Raw genomic sequence first — 23904 nt, 5'->3', positions numbered from 1 at the left:
AAAAGAATTATTGAATTATTGCGACCCTGCATTTATAGTATTTTCACCTAAGCCTTCTGGCCCTATTGAGAGGTAACCGCCATCTACAGCTATATTAGTGCCAGTAATAAAGGAAGCGTCATTACTTAATAAAAAGAGTACAGGTCTTGCAACTTCTATGGCAAGCCCCATGCGCCTTAGCATATGAAAACGACCCCAAATGGGATCCCATTTTTCTCTACCGCCTCCGTCTAGATTTGCGGCTTTATCGGTTTCGTGAGTCCATATCCATCCAGGGTCTACGCTGTTTACTCTTATGTTATGTTGAGCAAAATCTAGAGCCTGGCATTTAGTTAGTTGATTTACAGCGCCTTTTGATGCATTGTAAGTCCATCTGTCTTTTTGTGCGATATGAGCAGAAATACTTGAAATATTTACAATAGCTCCTCCACCAGATTTTTTCATATAGGAGTAAACCTCTTGTGCCATTCTTGCATAGGCTAATGGACCTACTTCAAAACTTCGCATCCAATCTTTAGTTTCAGCGTTAATACCTGCTGCGGCAAAAGAAAAAGCATTATTGATTAAATAGTCAATTCTCCCATACTTTTTTATGGTTTCAGCTATAGTAGTTTTGCAAAATGCTTCATCTCCCATGTCTCCCATTAAAAATGTAGTATCATAATTATTTTTTGCATCATTTTCCTGTTTTCTTTTGCCCAAATCGCTTATATCTGTAAATAGAACTTTGCCACCTTCTTTACAAAATTCTTCGACAATAGCTCTTCCTAAACCAGATGCTCCACCTGTAACAATGGCAACCTTACCTGCAAACCTTTGTGGGATAAATTTATGATTGCTTTTATGTAATGTATTGCTCATAGTTGTTTTAATTTATATGTTATAAAAACGAATTGCATTTGTTTTAAAAATTTTAGTACGCTCCTTTTCGCTAAGATCATCCGTTAAAGAAACTGATGTTTTAAACCATTTTGACCAAGAGGATGCACGAAGTGCATGAGGCCAATCGCTACCCCATATTAATTTTTCTGAACCAAAAACATCTATAACTGTTTCATAATAAGGTCTTAAGTCATCTATACTCCAGTGTTCTAAATGGGCATTGCAGACTAAGTTTGAAAATTTGCAGTAATGCGGTCCAGAATTAGCAAATGCTTTTAGGTGTTCCTTCCAAGGCTGTATTTCCTTTTTTAGTATGTTAGGATTTCCTATATGATTTAAAATAAATTTTGTGTCCGGACATTTTTCTATAAGTTTTAAAACGGCAGGAAAATGTTTTGGGGCTATGGTTAATTCAAAATGTAAATTGTTTTTGCCCAAAAGTCTAACTCCTTGTACAAAATCGTGATCAATACAAAAATTTAAATCTTCTTGCGGTTGAATTAATTGTCTAACTCCTTTTATTTTGGGGTTTTGTTTAAATTTTTCTAATACTTCTGCTACTGCATTTCCTGTATGTAAAGGCGCCCAAGGTATTATAGCAGCAAGTCTTTTATCTTTTTCTGAAAGTGCTTGAACCCATTCCACTTCTTTTAAAAATTGTGAAGGTTTGCATTCCGCTTGAACAAAAATCATTTTTTCAATGGATTGTTCTGTAGTAGCCTTATTGTAATCTGATAAGGAAAAAGTTCTATTTATATTAGGGAATTGATCCAGCCAAGGATAAGCTAAGAGTTTTAAATCCCAAAGATGAATGTGTGCGTCAATTATTGATAACTTTTTCATATTTCTATTCGTATAAGACTGTTATACATTCATCATGTAAGTAGAATATCCTAGTAAAGAGAACGCTAAACACAATACTAAAATTCCCGTTATCATAATTCGGCGAGGTGCTACTCCAGAGTTTTTCCATTCGCCACCTAAAGCACCTGCTAAATTTCCTGCTATAATGGATGCTAATATCATCATAGGGAAACCAGCATAGGCTCCATAAGGACCCATTGCATTTGCGCCAATACCATATATAATAATGCCTCCAGGCCATGCTAAGCCCATAAAAATAGCCCCTATCCATTCTCTAGAAAAGCGTCCTTTAGATAATTTTTTCAGGCTTTCTTTTTTAAACATCATATAAAAAGCATAAATGGTATTGATGGAAAAATTTGCCGTGAAAACTAAGCTCCAAATAGCAAAACTTGTGGCGTAATTAGGTACTAGCATGTTTACTGCTTCCTCAGTTATTGGAGTACCAATAATAAATGCAAAATTAACTGCAGAAGAAAGAATACCCGAGATTAAGCAAAAGATTAAACCCAAACGAAATGTTCCTGTTTTCTTGTTTTCAACTACTTTACTTTCTCGTATAGCTAAAGCTTGCTCTTTCTTTTTACCTGCAATTGATATTATAATTATCCCTACAATCATTATAATAATAGCTAATATTAATACATAGCCTCCTAGAGTAAATAGTTTGTTTGGTTCAAAAACAGACAAAGGTACTATTGAACCGAAAACATTAATGAGTCCCATTAGTATAGAAACCCCCAAAGCCATTCCCAAGTTTGCAATTGCGCGTCCCCAATATATACCACCTAATCCCCAAGCAAAACCACATAATACAACACCTATTAAAACAGAACTTGGTATAGACGTGTATAATTGCCATAAATTGTCCACGAAAAAATAGGATAAAGGCCAGGGTAATAATAAAAGTGCAAGAAGCGACCCAACACCCCATATATTTTCAAACTCCCATGTTTTTACTTTGGTAACGGGTATTGAAAAAAGACCTTCTAAAACCCCACCCAATGCTACAAGTAATATACCTCCTAAAAATGCCATATCCCTATACTTAGTTTATTATAAATTCTACTATCTTATAAAATAGTTTTTAAGTACGAGTCTAGAAATAGAAACTACTCACTCTTTATTTTATATATTTTACCATCTGCTTTAGTAAACATATATATGTTTCCATCGCAATCCTGACCTAATCTAAGGTCTATACGAGTTTTTTTTGTTAGTTGTCCAAAATCTGTTTGCTTTCCTTTATAAACTAGATGTAACTTTTTAATGTTCCTTTGGTCAGAGTTGGTTTTTGAGAGGTCTGCTATATATACAATGCCCTCAGGAATATCTCCAAAAATGTATTTACCCTTAAAGGGTGCTCTATTAGAAAAGAAACCTCCGCTAATGGCAGTGCCATCATCATGGTCATATTGAATTACGGGATATGTAACTGCATAATCGACGTCATTTTTTGGTAATGGATATGCCAAACTTTGGTTTCCAAAAGGATCAACTACGAATTTACCTTCTCTAATAGGCCAGCCATAAAACTTACCTGGTTCTATAAGGTTTACTTCTTCTGTTACCTTGTGACCAATATCGCTTGCAAACATTTGTCCTTTTGCATTCCAGCTAATTCTATTTGGGTTTCGTAAACCAGAAGCCCAAATTTCTCCTTTTTTATTTTTTGTGTTTATAAATGGATTATCTGTAGGAATTCCATAGTTGCCATTTTCACTAGTATTAGCCTTAGGGTTTATTCTTAAAATTGTTCCCCAAACTTGAGCCCCTCCATGCAAGGCTATTTTTGGAAACCCTTGTACTACAGCACCTCCATCTCCAACTCCAATATATAACATTCCGTAGTCGGGGTCATTTTTAGAGCTATATGGGTTAAATGCAATTTCTTGAATGCCGTGCATTATAGTTACAAAATCAATACGTAAAATCTCTCTAATTGAGCCTTTGAAATTTGGGCTTTTTGTATCTTCACTTCTCCACTCTTTAACAACCCATTGCAGTTTTGTAGGAATACTGTCTGGGAGGGGGAAATCGGCTTTATTTATTTCTGGTTTCTCAGAATGAGACGTATAAAAAAGTCCGTTTTTTTCAAAGTCTGGATGAAATGCAAAACTTCCAAACCCAGTTCCTAATCCTGGTTCATGTATAAAATTATCATGATATTCGGATATTCTCATATATAGTTTTGGTTGGCTATCTTTTATTTCATAAAGCATTCCTCTTAAATCATTTATAAATAATCGTCCGGAATTACGAGTACATTCTAACTTATTTATTCGGGCTAAAGAAGGGTTTTTTCCTGAAGCAGGTACTTGAGCAACAAATTCTATATTGGCTTTTGTGTCTGAATAAATAAGAGTATCTATAATTGGGTTATCCATAGAATTCTTTAAATTATTAAGATTTGATACTGCTTTTTCTGTGTACGAATTCATATAACTTAAAAGTTCTTCATATTCTTTTTCAGAAAAGTCTGGAAACCCAGGCATGTATATTTTATACTTTTGTTTCAATACTTTTGCGCGAGCATCATTTTTTGACACCATTTTAAATGGATTCTTAATAAATTCTTTTATCCATTTGGCATTAACTTCTTTTGTAATTCCACTAAGGTTGGGGCCTATTGCGTCTTGTTTAAAGTTATGGCAGGGACTACATTTTTGCTCAAAAATGAGTTTCCCGTTTTGTATATCCTCAGTATTAATACTTATTGTACTCCCAAATTCATGTTTTTGCTCTGATTTACAGTTGCAAAGCACTACTGCTAGTACTAAAATGTAGAAGAATTTTGTTTTAAACAAAGTCATAATGCTGTTAAAGCTATTAGATATTATAATTCAGATGTAAACTTGTAGCTTCCAGATCCTACTTTATATACCTTGTAACCATCTTCTTGTTTTAGGAATTTTATGAATTTTGAATCAATTTCACTACCAGATTCAGATATAACACCTCCTTCTTTAGATGGTATATATACAGAAGCTTTAGTATTTACAGGTATTTCTACTTCTAATTTAAAATTGGAACCGTCAATTGACCAAGAAGAAGCAATATCCCCATTAATAGAAGCGTATTTTGCGTTAGCATTAGTCAATGCCAGATTACCTAGTTTTGGTTTTATCTTTATGTTGTTAAAACCAGCATCTTTTGTAGTAATACCTGCTATATCGCTAAAAAGGAACTGAGAAAATGCACCGAATGCGTAGTGGTTAAAAGAGTTCATTTTTGCATTCATTTCTCCATTAAAACCATCTTCTGGGGTGTAACTATTCCAACGTTCCCAAATTGTTGTAGCGCCGTTTTTTATATGGAAACCCCAACTTGGATAATCCTTTTTTAATAAGATTTCGTAAGCTAAATCAGAACGTCCAATGGAGGATAGCGCTGGTAATAATTGTCTAATCCCTAAAATGCCCGAAGATGGTAAATTATTGTTTTCAGCTAGTAAATCCACAAGATGTTTTCCAGCTTTTTCTTTTAGTTCAGGTGGTAATAAATCAAAATATATAGCTGTTGCATATGCAGATTGTGTGTGTCCTGTAAAGCCTTTTTCTCCTTCAAAATAGCCTTTTCCTTCTCCGTAAATAGCTTCGTCTATTTGAAATTTTCCATCTTCATCCATATAATGGTTAATAAATGCACTAACCGATTCGTTATATAGTGCTTCATAATAGTTTGCTTTTTCTTGTTTACCAATAGCACCACTCATTTCGGACATAATCTTTAACGCATATTGATAATGCATAGAGGCTAAGATATCATGAGAAAGATGTTTATCAGTCATAGATAACCAATCTCCAAAGCCACCTTCAGGTCTTGCTTCTTGCCATGAGTCTTCTGGATAAAATTTGTGAACTTTACTTTTCTCAATATGGTAATTCATAAATCGCGTCATTGATTCATAATGACTTTTAATAACTTTTGTGTCATTATAAAATTTATAGGTGTTGTAAGGTACCATTACACCTGCTTCCATCCAACCTGGAGAATACCAAACTAATTTAGGGTAGGGTCTAGGAGCAAAAACAGCATAAGGGCCACTATCATACTGCGCATCACGAACATCTGCAAACCATTTTGTATTAAACGCACCTATATTAGCATTATAAAGTGCAGACCTAGAAAAAATCTGTACGTCTCCTAACCATCCTAAGCGTTCGTCGCGTTGCGGACTATCTGTAGGCACTTCCATGAAGTTAGAATGTTGAGTCCATAGTACATTTTCATACATTTTATTTAAAACTTCATCAGAAGAAGTGAATGAACTTTCAAAAGGAATTGAGGATCCAAATGGTATACCGGTTATAGTTTTATTACTAGGTTTTGTTTTAAGACCCGTAACCTCAACATATTGAAAACCGTGGTACGTAAACTTAGGTTCCCAAATTTCTGTGCCTTCACCTTTTAAAATATACGTGTCTGTAGCTCTTGCAAATCTTAAGTTTTCAGTCATTAGTTTACCATCGTCATGTAATCTTTCTCCAAAACGAATAACAATGGTGTCGTTTTTATTACCAGTAACTTGTAGTCTTGCGTGTCCTGCAAAGTTTTGCCCTAAGTTAAAAATGTATGTATCTTTTTTTGGTTCTGTAATTTCAATAGGTTCAATTTCGTCATATACCTGTATGCTATTCCCTGGATATGCCTGAATGGCACCTTCTGTACCTTTATGGATAAACACAGGATTCCAATCCTTGTCATCATAATTGGTAGTATTCCAATTTGGAAGTTCTAAATTGGCGTTATAAGCTACGCCCATAAGTAAATCGGCATAAATAAAAGGCCCTTCATTAGCTTTCCAGCTTTCATCTGAAGCTATAATATCTTTGTCGCCGTTGTCATATTCAATTTCTAGTTGAGATAGTAACCCAGGGTGCAAGCCATACAACTCTCTATTTCTTGGTTTAGATAATACTTTTGGGCCAACATAACCAGCATACCAGGCATCTCCCAGTATAGCACCAATTGCATTATCGCCTACATTTAAATATGGTGTTACGTTGTAAGTTTTATAATAAATACGTTTGTTATAATCGCTCCAACCAGGGGTTAATAAATCTTTACCTATTTTTTTACCATTCAGAGACATTTCAAAAGCACCAAGTGCAGTTACATATAGTGTTGCTTTTTTGATGTTGGGCTTTGCGTTAAATGATTTTCTTAAATAAGGAGGAGGAGGTAAATGTAAAGTATCTTTTTTGTTTTTATCTGTTGTTTTATAACCTATCCATTTTGCTTTCCAGTCAGACTTATTTAGTAAACCCATGGTCCATAAGTTTACTTTGCTCCAAGCCGAAGCAACATCATTTTCATCCCATACTCTAATTTTAAAATAACAGTGTTGTCTAGATTGCAATTCTTGACCTGCATAACGTACTTGTGAATTTTGGTTAGACATTAATTTACCTGTATCCCAGAGTATGTTATCATCAGTATTTAAAGACTCCTTTAAGCCTGCTACTTTAATTTGATAAGCAGTTTGTGTTTTGTTTTTTTTGTTTGATGTCATTGTCCAACTAATACTAGGATTTGGATCATCAATACCTAATGGACTTTCAAAATAATTAACAGTAACCTTGTTAATAGAGATGTTATTTTCTACTTTTTTTGAACAAGCTTGAAATAAGATTATAGACAGAATTATGAGTGCTATTTTTTTCATTTGCGTTTTTTTATTGAACACTAAAGCGTCACTAAAATAGAATTCTAGCTTAGCAAACTTATTGCTAAAAATAGATTTTTGCATCCTGTCGTTTCTGTCGATAGTTACTATAAACAGATGCTTTTTAATAGTCTAATAAAGAAAAATAGGTGTTAAAATTTTTGAAAAAACCAATAAATTACAACACAATTAATAATGAATGAGATGTTTCTCCAAAACAAACTCAACTAGTTTTTTAAAAAAAATATTGTTGTAAACAACTTTAGTTTCTACGTTAGTAACAAATAGATTCTAAAGATTTTAGGTTTAGTTACTTACCTAATTATTAAAAACTGTACCTAGGTTCTTATCGCAGAAGCAACAGGATGCTTTTTTACTTGTTTAGTGTTAATATTGTTACGATTATTTGCATTAATAAAAAAGTCAATCAGTAATCTAAAATTCAGCTTTAGGAGAACATAAATCAATAAAATTAAATGTGAATTTTAAAATGGTATAATGAAAAAACTAGTTTTTTTACTCTTTACTTTGGTCTTAATTGTAAATGCATCTGCACAAAACAAGCCAAATGTTGTATTTATTTTGGCTGATGATTTAGGTTGGAGTGATGTAACATTGTATGGAAAAACCAAGCTCTATGAGACGCCAAATTTAGAACGATTAGCAGCGCGAGGTATAACATATACAAATGCTTACGCTGCAAGCCCTTTGTGTTCTCCTACTAGATCTAGTATTCTTACGGGACAAACACCTTTGCGAACAGGGATTACGGCACCAACAGCACATCTTAAAAAAGTTTTACTTAAAGCATCGCTTGAAGAAAACCCAAATAGCGAGAACAAAGCTGTGAATTGTGTTTCGGTATCTCGTTTAGACAATACACTACCAACTTTAGTAAAACAATTTAAAAAAGCAGGCTATTCTACGGCACATTTTGGAAAGTGGCATTTAGGGAGCGACCCTTATTCTCCTTTACAACACGGTTTTGATATTGACGTCCCTCATTGGCCAGGACCAGGTCCTGCGGGAAGTTTTGTGGCACCTTGGAAATACCCTAATTTTAACGAAAAATATGGCAAAGAACATATAGAAGATAGAATGGCAGACGAAGCTGTTTCTTGGCTAAGAAATGTAGATAAGTCTAAACCTTTTTTTATGAATTACTGGCAATTTTCTGTACATGCTCCTTTTAACGCTAAGGAAACTCTAAAAAAATATTACAGTTCTAAAGTAGACCTTACAGATTTGCAACATTCTTCTACATACGCAGCTATGGTACATTCTTTGGATCAAGCTGTAGGCAAGCTGTTAGATGAAATTGATAGGTTAGACATTGCAAAAAACACCATTATTGTTTTTACAAGTGATAATGGAGGTAATATGTATAACGGTATCACCGATGTCTTGCCTTCTGGAGAAAAGTATATTACTCCACCTACAAGTAATAGACCCTTACGAGGAGGAAAAGCAACTATGTATGAAGGCGGTATTAGAGTGCCAACTATTATTTCTTGTCCAGGTATAACAACACCTAAGACAAGATCAGACCAAATAATACAATCTACAGACTTTTATCCAACTCTTTTAAATTTAGCAAATATACCACTACCAGAAGATCATATTATTGACGGCATGGATATATCACCAACGTTAAAAGGAGAAACCATTGAAAGAGATGCAATTATTACATTTTTTCCGCATCAGCCTAAGGTTCCAGACTGGTTGCCAGCTTCAATTTCGGTTCGTTCGGGAGATTGGAAATTAATTCGAATTTTTCACTTAGGGAAAGATTTTACGCATGATTATCGACTTTATAACTTAAAATGGGATATTGGAGAACATAACGATCTTTCAAAGCTTTACCCTGAAATAATAATTGAACTGGATAAAATAATTGAAAACCGTATAGCTGAGTCTAATGCCGTAATACCTATTCCTAATAAGACATTTGACCCCTCTAAATTTGCTCCTGAAACTATTGGTGTGCAAGCTGGAGGCTATAGAGGCATGAGTAAGATAGATCTTAATTAAATAGTCTTTTACTCGATTATCGAGATTTAAATGCTCCGACGCTTGCGTCAAAATCAATGCTAATTTTCCTTCTAATGCCTCGTGGGCTTGCCCCGAGGTAGTTTACTTTTAATTACTATGGATGGGTAAAAGAGGTAAATTATCCTTCAAAATATACCATTAAAAGGTAAAAAAACCTTCAAAAGGAATTACCATAAAACTTATTTTTTTGATTACAAAGGGTACACTGTATATACATTTACCCCTGTATTAAAAACATATACCCCTTTAAATACATGCGTTTACCCCCCTTTCTTAAACATATCTCCTTAAAGAAAGAACAGTGTTATTATAATATTGCAGTATCCTTTTTTTTTTGAATGCGTATCCATTACCCATTTATATATTCTACATACTCTAACTTTTTAAATTTTACTAACATGGAAATAACAGAACTTATTAAAATTGATGAATATTCAAGAGAATCTAAATATGAGCAGATTGTTAAATCTATAATTCATAATATTTCCGTTGGAAATTTAGTAATAGACCAGAAAATCCCTTCAATCAATAGTTTTAGTGAAAATTTATTTGTGTCTCGTGATACCGTTGAAAAGGCGTACAACATTTTAAAAAAACGGAATATTATTTCTTCTATAAGAGGTAAAGGGTTTTATATAGCTAGAACAGAACTTATATCTAAGGTTAATATTTTGTTTTTAATTAATAAGTTAAGTGCTTACAAAATGAAAATTTATAATGCATTTGCAGATTCTATTGGAGAAAATGCAGTTACAGATCTTCATATTTACAATAGCGATGAAAAACTTTTTTTAAACCTGCTAGACAAACACAAGTTATCTTATGATTATTATGTTATTATGCCGCACTTTAAAACGGAAAGTTTGGAGCATACTAGTATGACCCCAAAAGTTTCTCAAGCTTTAAAGAAGATGCCAGAAAATAAACTTATTTTAATGGATAATGCTTTAGAAGCAAATCAAAATCAGATTATAACGGTGTATCAAGATTTCGAGAAAGATATTTATGGCGCATTATCAGAAGGACTTCATATATTAAGTAAATACAAAAAAATAATATTGGTATATCCTCAAGAATCAATTTATCCATATCCTAGAAGAATTTTTCATGGTTTTGGAAAATTTTGTGATACGTATAAGTTTGATTTTGAAGTAATAGATAAAGTGTCTGATGATATGGCCATCAATAAAGGAGATTTATTCATTATTATTGAAGAGTCGGAATTGGTAACTTTTGTAGAACAAGCAAGAGAGAAAGAATTTAAACTTGGAGAAGATATTGGTGTTATTTCTTACAACGATACGCCTCTGAAAAATCTTTTTGGAATTTCGGTAGTATCTACAGATTTCAATATTATGGGAGATATGGCTGCTAAAATGATTCTAAACAAGGAAAAAGGAAAGTATAAGGTGCCTTTTAATTTTATTCATAGAGCGTCTGCATAAAGTAGTTAATATAGAGTTTAATATACTATAAAACTTAAGAATTGATTCTTAAATGGGTGTATTGGTTTTGTTTCACCAGTTGTTTTTTAACATTGCACTGTAGTCAATATGAATATATAAGTATAATCAATATTTTTTAATTAAAATCATCCTATATATATTGTTTTTTTGCAAGGTTATTTAAAAATTGTTTATACTTATATTTAGCAAAGGTTTTATTATAAATGATATTAAATACAAGAAGACTTTATTTAGCAGTTTTTTTTCTGCTTATTTATACTACTATGTTTTCGCAATGGCGATTACATCAAATAGGAGGGGACCAAGGTTTATCTCATAATAGAGTTACTAGTATTATTCAAGACAAGAATGGTTACTTATGGTTTGCCACTTTAAATGGGGTAAATAAATATGATGGCTACTCCATGGAGCAATATAATTATGGAGTAAGTGATAAAGGGTTAAGCAGTAGTGTTATATTTAAATTGTTTGAAGACAAAGATGGTTATATTTGGGTAGGAACCATATCTGGACTTAATAGAATAAACCCTGACACAGGAAAAATTGATACTTATTTTGAGGCAGGTGATACCCTTGATTTTACAAGTAGAAATAACATATACCAGACGGAATCGGGCATTTTCTTTATTAATTCTTTAGACGGTATAAAGTTTTTTGAAATTGATGATCAAGGAAAATTAAAATATGAGTTTTTTTTAAATAAATATGAAGGGTTTAAATTAGACATTGAAAATATTAAGCCTTCTGCAAATGGTAAATTTTGGTTGTTAACACCCTCTAAGACTTCTAAACTACATCAAATTGATATTATAAGAGATGGTACAACTCCAAAATTGTCTATTAAGGCTACAGGTTACACAGATGCGTTGTTTGATAGTAAAAGTGCCGTACTTGACATTTTAGAATATCCAAAAAACACTTTATGGATAATAAATGATGCGCTTGAGTTGTTAAATGTAAAATTAAATGCTGATTTAGAAGTTGTTGAATCTAAAACAATAAAACTTAAGAAAAGTATAGTCCGTAGCCAATTAAAAGAACAGCGCCTTATTAATATGTCCGGAGATAAAGAAGGTAGAATCTGGATTGCAGGAAATAGGCTGCTACTAAACTATAATATTGAGTCTGGAGAGATTAAAAATTTATCGAATGACAAACAACTAAAAAATGAAATAGCCAATCAAGATATTCAAAAAATTTTTATTGATAACTCTAATGTTTTGTGGTTATGTGCTTTAACCAACGGTCTGTTTAAAATGGATTTAGAGAGTCATTCTTTTTACAATTCAACCGAGTATTTAGATAATAAATATTCATCACAGTTGTTCAAATCTCAAATAGTTACTTTGTGTGAAGACAAAAAAGGGAATTTTTGGTTTGGAACACAGAATGGGGTTATTGCTGCTTTAGATAAAGACGTGTTTAAAAATAATGTACCCAATATATCTGGTTCACCTATAATTTACTTAGATTCCATTAGCGGCATAAAAACAGATAAAGCCACATTATTCCCAGAAGTAAAGCGTTTAATTAGTGATAGTGAAGGGGCAATATGGGTAGGGGCTTTAAACGGATTGTTTAAAATAGATTATAGTGATAAATACGGAACTTACAAGATTAATGAAATTGATGATGTAAAAGATAATTTAGGAGATATAATTGATACTCAGGTTTTTGCTATAGAAGAAGACCGAAAAGGAAATATTTGGATTGGTTCATGGGAAAAGGGTTTAATAAAAATAAGTTTTAATAAGCAAACCAACTCTTATTATACGGTTAATTATAATGCGTCTAGTAAAGATTCTACAAGTTTATCTAGTAATAATATTAGAGATATTATAGAAGACAACCAAGGAGTTATATGGGTAGCTACGGTTAATGGGTTAAATAAATTAAATCGTTCCTCAACTGGTGAAGTAACTTTTGAAAAATTTTACAGTAACCCTGAAGATAAAAATACTTTAAGTAGCAACCATGTAGTAGATATTCATCAAGCTAAAAATGGGGATTTTTATATTGGAACTTATGGAGGAGGGTTAAACCGTTTAAGTTATTCTAATAGAGATGCTTATAAATTTACTAATTATACGGTTAAAGATGGTTTACCTAATGATGTTGTTTCTCAAGTAAAAGAGGATTTTGAGGGAAATATTTGGTGCATTCATACAAGACAAGTTTCTAAATTAAACCCTAGTACGGGAAAGATAATATATTTTGAAAAAGAAGATGGCTTTAATGTCAATCAGTTTGCAGATAATGCTATGGAATTTACATCGTCAGGGATGATGTTATCTGGAGGAGTAGGTGGGTTTACTTTTTTTCATCCCAATAATTTTACAGTTAATACTCAAAAACCACAAGTAACACTTACAAATTTTAAACTATTTAATGAACCTATTAAGGTTAATGAAAAAATAAATGGTAGAGTTATATTAACTGAAGGTATAAATGCTACCAAAAAAATTGTACTTCCATATCATTTAAATTCTTTTGAATTTGAATTTTCAAGTATGCATTTTTCAAACCCTAAAAAAAACAAGTACAAGTTTGTCCTAGAAGGGTTTGAAGAAAAAACTCATAAAACTATAGGTCAAGATCGTAAATTTGCATCGTATACCAACGTGCCGCCAGGAGATTACGTTTTTAAAGTATATGGCTCTAATAGCTCTTCGGTTTGGAGTGATGTTCCAAAGGTAATAATGATAACAATTACACCACCTTGGTACCTAACAACAGGAGCAATTATATTTTTTATTTTGCTATTAGGAATAATTGCTTTTATTGTAAATAAAGTAAGATGGAATCAAATAAAATTAAAAAATCAAATAAAATTAGAAAGTGCTTTACATGAAAAATCAGAAGAGATAAATCAAATGAAATTAAGATTTTTCACAAATATATCTCATGAATTAAGAACACCATTAACACTTATAATTGGACCTCTACAGCAAATTATGGAGGGAAGTAATGATGCTAAATATTTACAGCGTTTAAATGCTATAATGTATAAAAATTCAACACGTTTATTAAAGTTAATTAATCAATTATTAGACTTCAGAAGTGCAGAATCTGGCAATGTAAATTTGATAGTAGAAGAAGGCGATTTTGTAAGTTTTTTAACCGAAATTTATAATGCATTTGAGGAAATTGCGGCTGAAAGACAAGTAAATTTCAAGTTTCAAACTAGTGAAAAATCAATAATGGGTTGGTTTGACAATGATAAAATTGAAAAAGTTGTTTATAATTTATTATCGAATGCTTTTAAGTTTACACCTCCTGATAAAAGCATTGATTTAATTTTAGATAAAGAAATTATTAATGGTAAAGTTTGCGCCATCATAAAAGTTGTAGATGAAGGTATTGGAATAGCTAGCGAAGATTTATCAAGTGTATTTGAAAGGTTTTATCAAGTTAAAAAAGAAAGTAATAGTATACAAACCGGTTCTGGCCTTGGCTTAGCGTATACAAAGCGATTAGTTAAAATTCATAAAGGCAATATTTTCATGGATAGTGTTGTAAATAAAGGAACCACCTGTACCGTTTCAATTCCTATATCTAAAGAGGAATATGAAAATGATTCTATGCTCGAAATCCAGCCAAAACAATATAATTTTAGTTTCGTTAAAAATGAAGTTAAAGATTTTAAGAGCGCTTTAATAACACTTCCAGAAACTACAAAAAAGGTAGTGCACAGTAAAGAAACACCAACATTATTAGTAGTTGAAGATAATACCGATTTAAGAGAATATTTATCTAATTACTTTGAAAGCTATTACAAAGTAATATGTGCTAAAAATGGAAAAGAAGGATTAGATATTGCATTAAAAATGGGGCCAGATATCATTATATCAGATTTAATGATGCCTATAATGAATGGTGTTGAGATGTGTAAAATAATAAAAAATGATATTAGCACAAGCCATATCCCAGTTATAATACTTACAGCAAAACTAGGGTTAGAAAATGAGAAAGAAGGTCTAGAAGCTGGTGCAGATGAGTTTGTGTTAAAACCATTTAATATGGAGATTTTAAGACTTAGGGTTAACAATATTTTAAAAACAAAACAACAATGGGCTGAAAAATTCAAGACAAAATCTACACCTTCCAGTTGGAAAGAATTGTCTAGTAAACTAGATAAAAACTTCTTAAAAAAATCTTTTAAATATATTGATAAAAATATTGATAATTCAGATTACTCGGTTGAAAAATTTTCACTAGATATTGGTATGAGTAGATCCTCACTTCATAACAAAATAAAATCTATTACAGGGCAATCTACTTCAGAATTCATAAGAACTATTCGAATAAAACGAGCAGCCACACTCATTCTCTCTGGTCAATATTCTATTACCGAAGTTGTTTTTATGGTTGGTTTTTCAGACGCTAAGTATTTTAGAACATGTTTTAAAAAACAATTTGGACAAACACCAAGCGATTATATTAAAACTTTTAAGGAAAAAATTTAAGAATATCTAAGTTATGTTATATGTGCAACGCAAATTGTTACAGTTAGCCTTAACATAAAGATGTATGTAGCTAGAATATTTTATGCAATCTTAGTTGTTGTTCCTAACCAAATAATGAGGAGTGAAAATATAAACTTATAAAAGAAAGGCAAGTAAAACATTAATAATTATAACTGTTTTATTTATAGTTATTTACATTTAGTTATTGCAAGCTATAGTAGAGTTGTTTTCCAATACAGAAAATAACTTATATTGATTATCAATTAGTTACGGTTTTGGGGTGCAAATGGGGTACAAAATATTCGAAGTTAGTTACTAACTAACTTGATTTTAGGATTCGTTTTCATCTTTAGCCTTACTTTCATAATCTTCTATTAGAGGGCTATTTAAATCAAATTCTATAATTAACTAATTACTATTTTCCTTATCCTATCCGATAAAAACTTTTCTGTGTAGCTGTAATCCCAATCGTTATAATTTTTTAATAATTCATTAATATCATCATCTACAATTGGAATGACCAACCCACGACCATCTTTATAAGTATCTCTGCACCTTTCAATGAATAATTCCATATTATTAATTGAACGACATACTAAGAACCCGACTTGCCCATTATTTACAGAAAATCGTCCTGATAATTGGTCAAGCTCAGGATTAGCAACATCTGTTGAATAGTTTTTACATTCCACATAGATGTATGAGCTTGGAATGCCCATATTATTTGATAATCTATTAAAAATACCATCTTTCGCACCATTGTCAAATGTTATATCAACCCTCTTCCTACCTTGATGAATTGCATATTCTTTAGTCGGGTTTAACAAATGTGGATAAAATATTACTTCAAGTATTCCAATAATTATATTATGAAAATCGTCAGCAGTATCCCTACCAGAATTTATTTCTAATAAACGATTAGTTAATGAATCTATTAATTTATTTACGTTAAATTCTGAAAATTCTAGATTGTTAAGAGATTCTATTTTTGTTTCATTTTTAAATCGCTCTAAAAGTTCTGGATGCTTTATTGTAAAATCTCTCAAGAACTCTTTCATTTCCTTTGGTAATTGCTCTTTGAGGCTTTTTTTAGTTACATATCGCTCCCCATTCGTTCTTTTTTCAACCAATGCTGTATTTAATCTAAGATGCTCATTTTGCAAAAAATTTAGAACATAATGCTGGCAATATCTATCGGGGGTATACGATTTTGCAAAAGAAACAATTCCTTTGGGAACTAAAAGCTTAACTTCTCCTTCAACTACCAACATTTCAGAATATTCAGTAATCCAGCTTTCACTTATAGAATCCCAAAAATATCCAGATGGGATATTTTCAGTTAATGGAATATCATGCAGATTGCATTGGTTCTTTGTGTATTCTACTAAATGACCAGTTATAATATTTGTAGCCATATCTGAAAGTTTATCTTTTCCGAAATTGTCTATAAACAAAGTACTATCTTCTATATCTCTTACAAGTCCAGTCTGGATGGCTTTGCTTTTTGAAAGGCTATTATATATTTTGTCTGTGTCAGTAAAGCCTACACCTCTCCCTCTAGGTTTACCTATAGACATACCTAAACAGGTCGAATTAGGCTCGTGAAGATAATCGAATAAGGCTTTAGCTTCGTTCTCTTTTTTCGAGATTATTAAATCGATTACTTTTTGAAAAAAACTTCTAATTGTTCTAGATGCATTGATTGACCATTTATCAGTTCTAGTCCCTAAAAAAAACGGGTCTAAGAATAATGGCATATCTTCAGATGTATCTATATCAATAAAATCGAGTTCAGCTTGAGTTTTACTTAAATTATACCTTTCACTAATTTTCATAGAATTATAACCAGCAAAAACCTAACCATTTTAACAAATCTTTATAAATGTCATAGAATTGTTGATATTCAGATGATAAGTTGTCATTTTGACAGAAAAAACTTTAATATACATATGTTTATACTATCATTTTTTGTCGTTGAGATTATAGGGTGTAGTTCTACTTTCTGGTACATAAAATAGCAAGTGGAATATAAAAAATTACCCTAATGTAATCTCGCCGGTTATAGTACCAAGGTAGTATTTCTAATACGATAGTATTTTTTGTGGTAATTATTTTTTTAATTAATTGATAATCAACTACTTGCCGATACAAAAATTTGCAAAAATATTACCTAAAAGCTCATCGTTGGTGACTTGCCCTGTGATCTCTCCAAGATGGTATAAGGCATCTTTAACATCTATAGCCATAAGGTCGCTAGGGAGTTCTTCGTCTATACCAAATTGTACTTTTTGTATGGCTTCTAGTGCTTTAAGTAAAGAATCGTAATGTCTGGTATTGGTAACAATGGTTTCGTTATTACGTAAGGCTCCTGTATTTACAAACTCGAGTAATTTGTTTTTTAAAGCCTCAACACCTTCGCCAGTTTTTGCAGAAATAGGTAAGAGGTTAGATACAATAGAGGAAAAATGTTCTATTTCTTTTGTAGAAAGTATATCTCTTTTATTGGCTATTACAAGTAAAGGCTTTAGAGGGTATTTGTTTTTTATTTTTTCAATTTCTATTACTAAACTCTGAATTCCTAAGTCTGTACTCTGCACTTCTTTTGCATCTACTAAAAATAGAACTACCTGCGCTTGTTCTATTTTTTCAAAAGTTTTTTTAATACCAATATTTTCAACAACATCTTTAGTATCTCTAATACCTGCGGTATCTATAAAACGAAAACCAATACCGCCAATAGAAATTTCATCTTCTATAGTATCTCTAGTAGTACCTGCAATATCGCTTACAATAGCCCTTTCTTCATTTAATAGGGCATTTAATAAGGTAGATTTACCTACATTGGGTTCCCCAACAATGGCCACAGGAATACCATTTTTTATAACGTTCCCAACAGCAAAAGAATCTATAAGTCCTTTTAAGACCGTATTAATTTTATTTACAAGGGAAACAAAAGCAGAACGGTCTGCAAATTCTACATCTTCCTCAGCAAAATCTAACTCTAACTCTATTAAAGAGGCAAAGTTTAATAATTGATCTCTTAAACTTTTAATTTCATTACTAAAACCACCGCGCATTTGTTGCATGGCTATTTGGTGCGATGCTTCGTTTTCGGAAGAAATTAAATCGGCAACGGCTTCAGCCTGACTTAAATCCATCTTGCCATTTAAAAAAGCTCTTAGGGTAAACTCTCCCGCATTTGCCATTCGGCAACCATTTCTTAAAAATAGCTGAATTATTTGTTGTTGAATATATGGAGAACCGTGACAAGATATTTCTACTACATTTTCTCCGGTATACGAATTAGGGTTTTTAAATACAGAAACTAGTACTTGATCTAAAGTTCTATCTCCATCTACAATATTTCCTAAAAGAATAGTGTGACTTTTTTGCTTTTTTAGTTTCTTATTAAATGAAGATATAAAATGGTTAGATGCTATTACAATAGCATTTGGCCCAGAAAGGCGTATTACAGCAATAGCACCTGCACCAGAAGGTGTAGCTAAAGCAATTATAGTATCGTTTATTGTTGTTTGCATCTTTAGCAAAAATAAGTAAAATGAAAATAGAAATAGGTGTCTCTATTTTTTGTGAAGGTTACTTATTTGTTTGGTTTTTATATTAAAAAATAATTTAAATTCGTATCAATTAATTTACCATTAACATTAAAAAAAAGAAAATGAAAAATGTATTAAAATGTGCCTTAATAGTGAGCTCTTTTGCAGTTAGTATTGCCAATGCGCAAGAAACTATAGTACAAGAGGTTGTACCTGCAGAAGTAGTGGGAGAAGATGGAATACCAACAGAAGTAGATGTTACTACAGCTACAGAAATGACTCTAGAAGAAGCTACTCCTTTAGAAACAGAAATTGAGGAAAGGGTGGAAGCCGAAATTGAAATAAAAGAGGTAGAAAAAGAAGAAGAAGCGGTTGAAATGGATGAAGATGCCATTAAAGAAGCAGAAGAGAAGGAGCAAAAAGAAGCGGAAAAGAAAATAGAGAAAGCAGAGAAAAAAGCTAAGAAAGCAGAAAAAGAAATAAAAAAAGCCGAAAAAGAAGCAAAAAAAGCGGAAAAATTGGCAAAAGCTATTTCTAGTAAAAAGAAGGGTATTGCTAAAAGTGAAAAACAAATAAGTAAGCTGCAATCTAAATTAGCAAAAGGAAAAGCTAAAGGTAGTTTGTCTCCTGTTGCTATTGAAAAAATTAACGGGAAAATAGAAAAGGAAACTAACGCTATTGCTAAAGACAAATCTAAATTAGCAAAGCTGCTTAAAAAACAGTAAGCTGTTTTTTCCAGATAGTTAAATTTTAAAGATTATTTTCTTATAAATACCTCAGGGATTTTCCCTGAGGTATTTTTTTGTAACAAAAATCGCAGTTCCTCGTCTTATTAGTAGTTAAGCATCAATTAAAATAAATCAAAAAAATATGGAAATAGTAAATACACATATAGCAAAAAGAGACGATAAACAATTATTAGTAGTAACCCACTTATCACAATATTTAGATTATGTAACTGGTTTTGGCGGTCTTATAGTTCCTTTAATTATTTGGCTAACAACTAAAGACAAAGTACACGCCATGGAGGAGCATGGTAAGGCGGTTATTAACTTTCAATTAAGTTTAATTGCATATATATGTATAGGAATTCCTTGCATACTACTTTTAGGCTTAGGGTTTTTAATTATTGGTTTTGCAGCTGTTTTAGGATTAATAATGCCAGCAGTAAATGCTATAAAAGCTACTAATGGAGAAGCGCCAAGTTATTTTGGAACTTTTAAGTTTATTTCTTAAATCTCATAAACGGTGTAAAAACAAAAAGCCCACCTTTTTTTTAGGTGGACTTTTTTAGTATATAAAAGTTTTCTTAGCTATTTAGCATTACTGGCATAACAAGCATAGTAACGGTTTCTCCTTCATCTAAACCGTCTGCGGGAGTAAGAATCCCAGCTCTGTTTGGTAAACTCATTTCTAAAGCAATATCATCAGAGGTAAGGTTATTAAGCATTTCGGTTAAAAAACGAGAGTTAAAACCAATTTGCATATCATCTCCTTGATAAGAACATGTTAAACGTTCTTCTGCTTTATTACTGTAATCTATATCTTCTGCAGAAATGTTTAATTCTGCACCAGCTATTTTAAGTCTTATCTGGTGTGTAGTTTTATTAGAGAAAATAGAAACCCTACGTACAGAACTTAATAATTGTGTTCTTGAAATAGTAAGTTTGTTTGGATTTTCTTTTGGTATTACCGCTTCGTAGTTAGGATATTTACCGTCAATTAGTCTACAAATTAGTTCTGTGTTTTCAAAACTAAATTTTGCATTACTATCATTATACTCTATAGTAACATCAGCCTCACTACCAGCTAAAATTCCTTTTAATAAATTTAAAGGCTTTTTAGGCATTATAAACTCTGCTACTTGAGACGCTGTAATATCGGTACGTTGGTATTTTACTAATTTATGTGCATCTGTAGCTACAAAAGTTAAATTTTCTGGAGAAAACTGAAAGAAAACGCCACTCATTACGGGTCTTAAATCATCATTACCAGCAGCAAAAATAGTTTTGTTTAAAGCGGTTGCCAAAACATCTCCTAAAATTGTAGTAGAACTAGGGTCCGCTAATTCTACAGCTTTAGGAAATTCTGCACCATCTGCATACGCAAGAGCATATTTACCATGGTTAGAGCTTATTTCTACGGTATTATTGTTTTCCACAACAAAGGTTAATGGTTGCTCCGGAAAAGTTTTTAAAGTTTCTAATAATAATTTTGCAGGAACTGCAATGGTTCCTTCTGCATCAGAATCTACTTCTAAAATAGAACTCATGGTAGTTTCTAAATCGGAAGCAGATACAGTTAACGTATTCTGCTTAAGGTCAAAAAGAAAATTATCTAAAATAGGTAGGGTGTTACTATTGTTAATTACACCACCTAAAGTTTGTAATTGTTTTAATAAGTACGTACTAGATACTATAAATTTCATTCGTTAGTTTTTTGTTGAAAATATCTTTTTGTAAACAGTAATAAATATAAAATAGGAGTAAAGCTATTTTTTATCTTGCTTAACAAAGATATTTTAAATGCTCTTTTTATGGAAACAAACTTATTAACAGAATTTAGTAGCGGTAAATACTGTTTTGTGTGGTTAATGTGTTGTAAATGAGTGTTTAATGTTGCTTTTGTGTTTATTATTTATTAACAAATTTTTGGAGGCTTTTAAATAATAAAACTTTAAGTAAGAGCTTCTTGCTTTTGTTAGAAGGAGTACAAAGTTAAAAGCGCTTTTGTAGTTATTCTAGAATAGCTCTTTTTTGAACGCTCCATGCTTGTGGCCTTTCTGCAAAAAGAATTTTTGTTTTTTGCCAAACTGTTTTAAAAAAATCGGATTCTCTATAGGCGTTTAAAAAAGACTCGTCTTCCCAGTAACTATAAGTAAAAAATATTGAAGGGTTGTTTTTGTCTTGGTATAACTCTAAAAAAGAACACCCACTACTACTTCTAATTTTATGTTTTGTTTCTTTAAAAATAGCTTCAAAAGTAGCAATGTTTTCTTCTTTAAAAGTCAATTTTACAATGCGTACTATCATGTTAAATAAAATTTATAGATATAGTATCTCTATAATCTAACCCTAATAGGGTAGAAGCCCCACCAACAGTATCTAAGTTACTTTTATATATAGCAAGTTCTATATACTCCGAGGAATTAAATAAAGCCAATAAATCTCCTGGACCTTTACGGCTAGCTTTGTCTATGCTAAAATCAATAATATCACTATATCTATTATGAATTTTTTTAATAATATTGTTTCTAGCATGTAATTCAAAATCTCTTCCGTTTCTATAAGAATCAAAAAGATGTTTTGGAATATTCGTTACTACATTACCGTAATTATCTATATAAATAACATTACCAGTAATTTTATTTCCACTATCAGAAACCATAGCAGAAAATTCTTTTATTTCTTTAAGAGCATTAAATGGTTTTCCTATGACCTCTAGTGTACCACCTCTTGCAATATGGCAAGCAACTTTCACAAAAACATCTTTTACAGGAAAAGGGCCTTTGTTTGAGTTTGGAATGGCAATTTTAAATATTTTTGTTGGTTTTTTATCAGCAGTTAATAAACCAATAACACCAGTATTTGCGGTTATAAAATAATGTTCATCTATTAAAGCAACAATATGTTGGTTCTCTATGGTAGATTCCGAATCTATACCAACTATATGTATAGTCCCTTTAGGAAAGCTTTTATAGGAGTTTTCTAAAACATACGAACACTGTTGTATATTAAAAGGTTCTATATGATGAGAGATGTCTACAATCTTAATAGTATCCAATTCTTTATATATAGAACCCTTTAGGGCTCCAACATAAAAATCTTTAAGTCCAAAATCTGTAGTTAGTGTAATTATTGCCATACAGCAATGTTGATATGTTTTTGGTTATGTAAACTGAAAAATTACTTAAGTTTGTTAAACAAAATTAAACAAAATTAACGGAGCATTTTAATATTTTTATACCATAACTTAAAAACTGTAAAATTTTTTGAACGAACTTATTTTAGAGATAACGGAGATTAGTCCTAGAGAGTTTTTTGGACAAGGAAACGAGAATATTAACCTTATAAAAAAATATTTTCCAAAGCTAAAAGTAGTAGCAAGAGGAAGTAAAATTAAGGTTTATGGTGATGAAGAACTTTTAGAAGAGTTTGAAAAGCGTTTTGATATGCTTACGGCACACTTTGCTAAGTATAATACTTTAGATGAAAATGCTATTGAAAGGGTTTTAACTAGTGAAGACGAAGCAGAATATACAACTTCGGAGGATAGTGGAGAAGTTTTAGTGCATGGCGTTAGTGGAAGATTAATTAAAGCAAGAACAGCCAATCAGCGTAAATTAGTAGATGCAGCTAAGAAAAGTGATATGGTTTTTGCAATTGGCCCAGCAGGTACAGGAAAAACCTATACTAGTGTAGCTATTGCAGTGAAAGCTTTGAAAGAAAAGCAAGTAAGGAGAATTATTTTAACTAGACCGGCTGTTGAAGCAGGAGAAAACTTAGGATTTTTACCAGGAGATTTACAGGAAAAACTAGATCCGTATATGCAACCTTTATACGATGCTTTACGGGATATGATTCCTGCTGAAAAATTAACCCACTATATAGAAAACGGGACTATACAAATAGCTCCTATGGCTTTTATGAGAGGTAGAACTTTAGATAACGCTTTTGTTATTTTAGATGAAGCCCAAAATACTACGCATGCCCAAATGAAAATGTTTTTAACGCGTATGGGTAAAAACGCAAAATTTTTATTAACAGGTGATCCGGGGCAAATAGATTTGCCAAGAAGAACCATATCTGGTTTAAAAGAAGCCATTCTAATACTTCAAAATGTAGAAGGGATAGGGGTTATATATTTAGATGAAAAAGACGTAATTCGTCATAAGTTAGTTAAAAAAGTAATTTCAGCATACAAGAGTATAGAACATCAGAATTAATAAA

Annotated in this window: 16 protein-coding genes; 6 read left to right on the top strand and 10 right to left on the bottom strand. The window is 31.7% G+C overall.

Going from position 1 to position 23904, the window contains the following annotated elements:
- Positions 1-15: 15 nt before the first annotated feature.
- The 5 genes from Q0945_RS09365 to Q0945_RS09345 form a co-directional block, all read right to left on the bottom strand.
- Positions 16-861 carry an SDR family oxidoreductase gene (locus Q0945_RS09365; RefSeq protein ID WP_299433888.1) on the bottom strand — a complete coding sequence of 282 codons (846 nt, stop codon included), beginning with the start codon at positions 859-861 and terminating at the stop codon, positions 16-18.
- Positions 862-873: 12 nt separating this feature from the next.
- Positions 874-1725, bottom strand: a complete 852-nt coding sequence (locus Q0945_RS09360) for an amidohydrolase family protein (protein WP_299433886.1) — start codon at positions 1723-1725, stop codon at positions 874-876.
- A gap of 21 nt (positions 1726-1746) precedes the next feature.
- Positions 1747-2784, bottom strand: coding sequence for an L-rhamnose/proton symporter RhaT (locus tag Q0945_RS09355; RefSeq protein WP_299433884.1), 1038 nt, complete (start codon positions 2782-2784; stop codon positions 1747-1749).
- 74 nt (positions 2785-2858) lie between these two features.
- Positions 2859-4559 carry a PQQ-dependent sugar dehydrogenase gene (locus Q0945_RS09350; protein ID WP_299433882.1) on the bottom strand — a complete coding sequence of 567 codons (1701 nt, stop codon included), beginning with the start codon at positions 4557-4559 and terminating at the stop codon, positions 2859-2861.
- Positions 4560-4582: 23 nt separating this feature from the next.
- Complete coding sequence (locus Q0945_RS09345; protein WP_299433880.1) at positions 4583-7414, bottom strand: alpha-L-rhamnosidase; 2832 nt, start codon at positions 7412-7414, stop codon at positions 4583-4585.
- A 498-nt stretch (positions 7415-7912) separates the two neighbouring features.
- Between Q0945_RS09345 and Q0945_RS09340 the strand changes: the two genes are divergently transcribed.
- The 3 genes from Q0945_RS09340 to Q0945_RS09330 all read left to right on the top strand — a co-directional run bounded on the left by Q0945_RS09340 (position 7913) and on the right by Q0945_RS09330 (position 15398).
- On the top strand, positions 7913-9445 hold the full coding sequence (locus Q0945_RS09340) for a sulfatase (protein ID WP_299433878.1): 1533 nt from the start codon (positions 7913-7915) through the stop codon (positions 9443-9445).
- Positions 9446-9864: 419 nt separating this feature from the next.
- Positions 9865-10911 carry a GntR family transcriptional regulator gene (locus Q0945_RS09335; protein ID WP_299433876.1) on the top strand — a complete coding sequence of 349 codons (1047 nt, stop codon included), beginning with the start codon at positions 9865-9867 and terminating at the stop codon, positions 10909-10911.
- Between the two features lie 224 nt (positions 10912-11135).
- A complete protein-coding gene (locus Q0945_RS09330; RefSeq protein WP_299433874.1) occupies positions 11136-15398 on the top strand; it encodes a hybrid sensor histidine kinase/response regulator transcription factor in 4263 nt (1420 codons plus the stop codon).
- Positions 15399-15802: 404 nt separating this feature from the next.
- On the opposite strand, the gene Q0945_RS09325 is transcribed toward Q0945_RS09330, so the two are convergent.
- Positions 15803-17233 carry a hypothetical protein gene (locus tag Q0945_RS09325; RefSeq protein WP_299433872.1) on the bottom strand — a complete coding sequence of 477 codons (1431 nt, stop codon included), beginning with the start codon at positions 17231-17233 and terminating at the stop codon, positions 15803-15805.
- Between the two features lie 300 nt (positions 17234-17533).
- Positions 17534-18937 carry a tRNA uridine-5-carboxymethylaminomethyl(34) synthesis GTPase MnmE gene (mnmE, locus tag Q0945_RS09320; protein ID WP_299433870.1) on the bottom strand — a complete coding sequence of 468 codons (1404 nt, stop codon included), beginning with the start codon at positions 18935-18937 and terminating at the stop codon, positions 17534-17536.
- Positions 18938-19077: 140 nt separating this feature from the next.
- On the opposite strand from mnmE, the gene Q0945_RS09315 reads away from it, so the two are divergent.
- Positions 19078-19680 (top strand): hypothetical protein, encoded by a 603-nt coding sequence (locus Q0945_RS09315; RefSeq protein WP_299433868.1) that lies wholly within the window; start codon positions 19078-19080, stop codon positions 19678-19680.
- 145 nt (positions 19681-19825) lie between these two features.
- Positions 19826-20191 (top strand): DUF4870 domain-containing protein, encoded by a 366-nt coding sequence (locus tag Q0945_RS09310; RefSeq protein ID WP_299433866.1) that lies wholly within the window; start codon positions 19826-19828, stop codon positions 20189-20191.
- Between the two features lie 73 nt (positions 20192-20264).
- Here Q0945_RS09310 and dnaN read toward each other — a convergent pair whose 3' ends face one another.
- The 3 genes from dnaN to Q0945_RS09295 all read right to left on the bottom strand — a co-directional run bounded on the left by dnaN (position 20265) and on the right by Q0945_RS09295 (position 22819).
- Positions 20265-21383, bottom strand: coding sequence for a DNA polymerase III subunit beta (gene dnaN / locus Q0945_RS09305; protein ID WP_299433864.1), 1119 nt, complete (start codon positions 21381-21383; stop codon positions 20265-20267).
- 307 nt (positions 21384-21690) lie between these two features.
- Positions 21691-21987 carry an antibiotic biosynthesis monooxygenase family protein gene (locus tag Q0945_RS09300; protein WP_299433862.1) on the bottom strand — a complete coding sequence of 99 codons (297 nt, stop codon included), beginning with the start codon at positions 21985-21987 and terminating at the stop codon, positions 21691-21693.
- 1 nt (position 21988) lies between these two features.
- On the bottom strand, positions 21989-22819 hold the full coding sequence (locus tag Q0945_RS09295; protein WP_299433860.1) for an SAM-dependent chlorinase/fluorinase: 831 nt from the start codon (positions 22817-22819) through the stop codon (positions 21989-21991).
- Positions 22820-22946: 127 nt separating this feature from the next.
- Between Q0945_RS09295 and Q0945_RS09290 the strand changes: the two genes are divergently transcribed.
- Positions 22947-23900, top strand: coding sequence for a PhoH family protein (locus Q0945_RS09290; RefSeq protein WP_299433858.1), 954 nt, complete (start codon positions 22947-22949; stop codon positions 23898-23900).
- The last annotated feature ends 4 nt before the right edge of the window (positions 23901-23904 follow it).

This window comes from uncultured Maribacter sp., from assembly GCF_947500405.1.
Lineage (GTDB): Bacteria > Bacteroidota > Bacteroidia > Flavobacteriales > Flavobacteriaceae > Maribacter_B.
This window is presented reverse-complemented; position numbering and strand designations above follow the sequence as displayed.

Bases quoted from the DNA above. Each gene is read 5' to 3' on its own strand.
- Q0945_RS09365 (WP_299433888.1), bottom strand. From the start codon at position 861: ATGAGCAATACATTACATAAAAGCAATCATAAATTTATCCCACAAAGG.
- Q0945_RS09360 (WP_299433886.1), bottom strand. From the start codon at position 1,725: ATGAAAAAGTTATCAATAATTGACGCACACATTCATCTTTGGGATTTA.
- Q0945_RS09355 (WP_299433884.1), bottom strand. From the start codon at position 2,784: ATGGCATTTTTAGGAGGTATATTACTTGTAGCATTGGGTGGGGTTTTA.
- Q0945_RS09350 (WP_299433882.1), bottom strand. From the start codon at position 4,559: ATGACTTTGTTTAAAACAAAATTCTTCTACATTTTAGTACTAGCAGTA.
- Q0945_RS09345 (WP_299433880.1), bottom strand. From the start codon at position 7,414: ATGAAAAAAATAGCACTCATAATTCTGTCTATAATCTTATTTCAAGCT.
- Q0945_RS09340 (WP_299433878.1), top strand. From the start codon at position 7,913: ATGAAAAAACTAGTTTTTTTACTCTTTACTTTGGTCTTAATTGTAAAT.
- Q0945_RS09335 (WP_299433876.1), top strand. From the start codon at position 9,865: ATGGAAATAACAGAACTTATTAAAATTGATGAATATTCAAGAGAATCT.
- Q0945_RS09330 (WP_299433874.1), top strand. From the start codon at position 11,136: ATGATATTAAATACAAGAAGACTTTATTTAGCAGTTTTTTTTCTGCTT.
- Q0945_RS09325 (WP_299433872.1), bottom strand. From the start codon at position 17,233: ATGAAAATTAGTGAAAGGTATAATTTAAGTAAAACTCAAGCTGAACTC.
- mnmE (WP_299433870.1), bottom strand. From the start codon at position 18,937: ATGCAAACAACAATAAACGATACTATAATTGCTTTAGCTACACCTTCT.
- Q0945_RS09315 (WP_299433868.1), top strand. From the start codon at position 19,078: ATGAAAAATGTATTAAAATGTGCCTTAATAGTGAGCTCTTTTGCAGTT.
- Q0945_RS09310 (WP_299433866.1), top strand. From the start codon at position 19,826: ATGGAAATAGTAAATACACATATAGCAAAAAGAGACGATAAACAATTA.
- dnaN (WP_299433864.1), bottom strand. From the start codon at position 21,383: ATGAAATTTATAGTATCTAGTACGTACTTATTAAAACAATTACAAACT.
- Q0945_RS09300 (WP_299433862.1), bottom strand. From the start codon at position 21,987: ATGATAGTACGCATTGTAAAATTGACTTTTAAAGAAGAAAACATTGCT.
- Q0945_RS09295 (WP_299433860.1), bottom strand. From the start codon at position 22,819: ATGGCAATAATTACACTAACTACAGATTTTGGACTTAAAGATTTTTAT.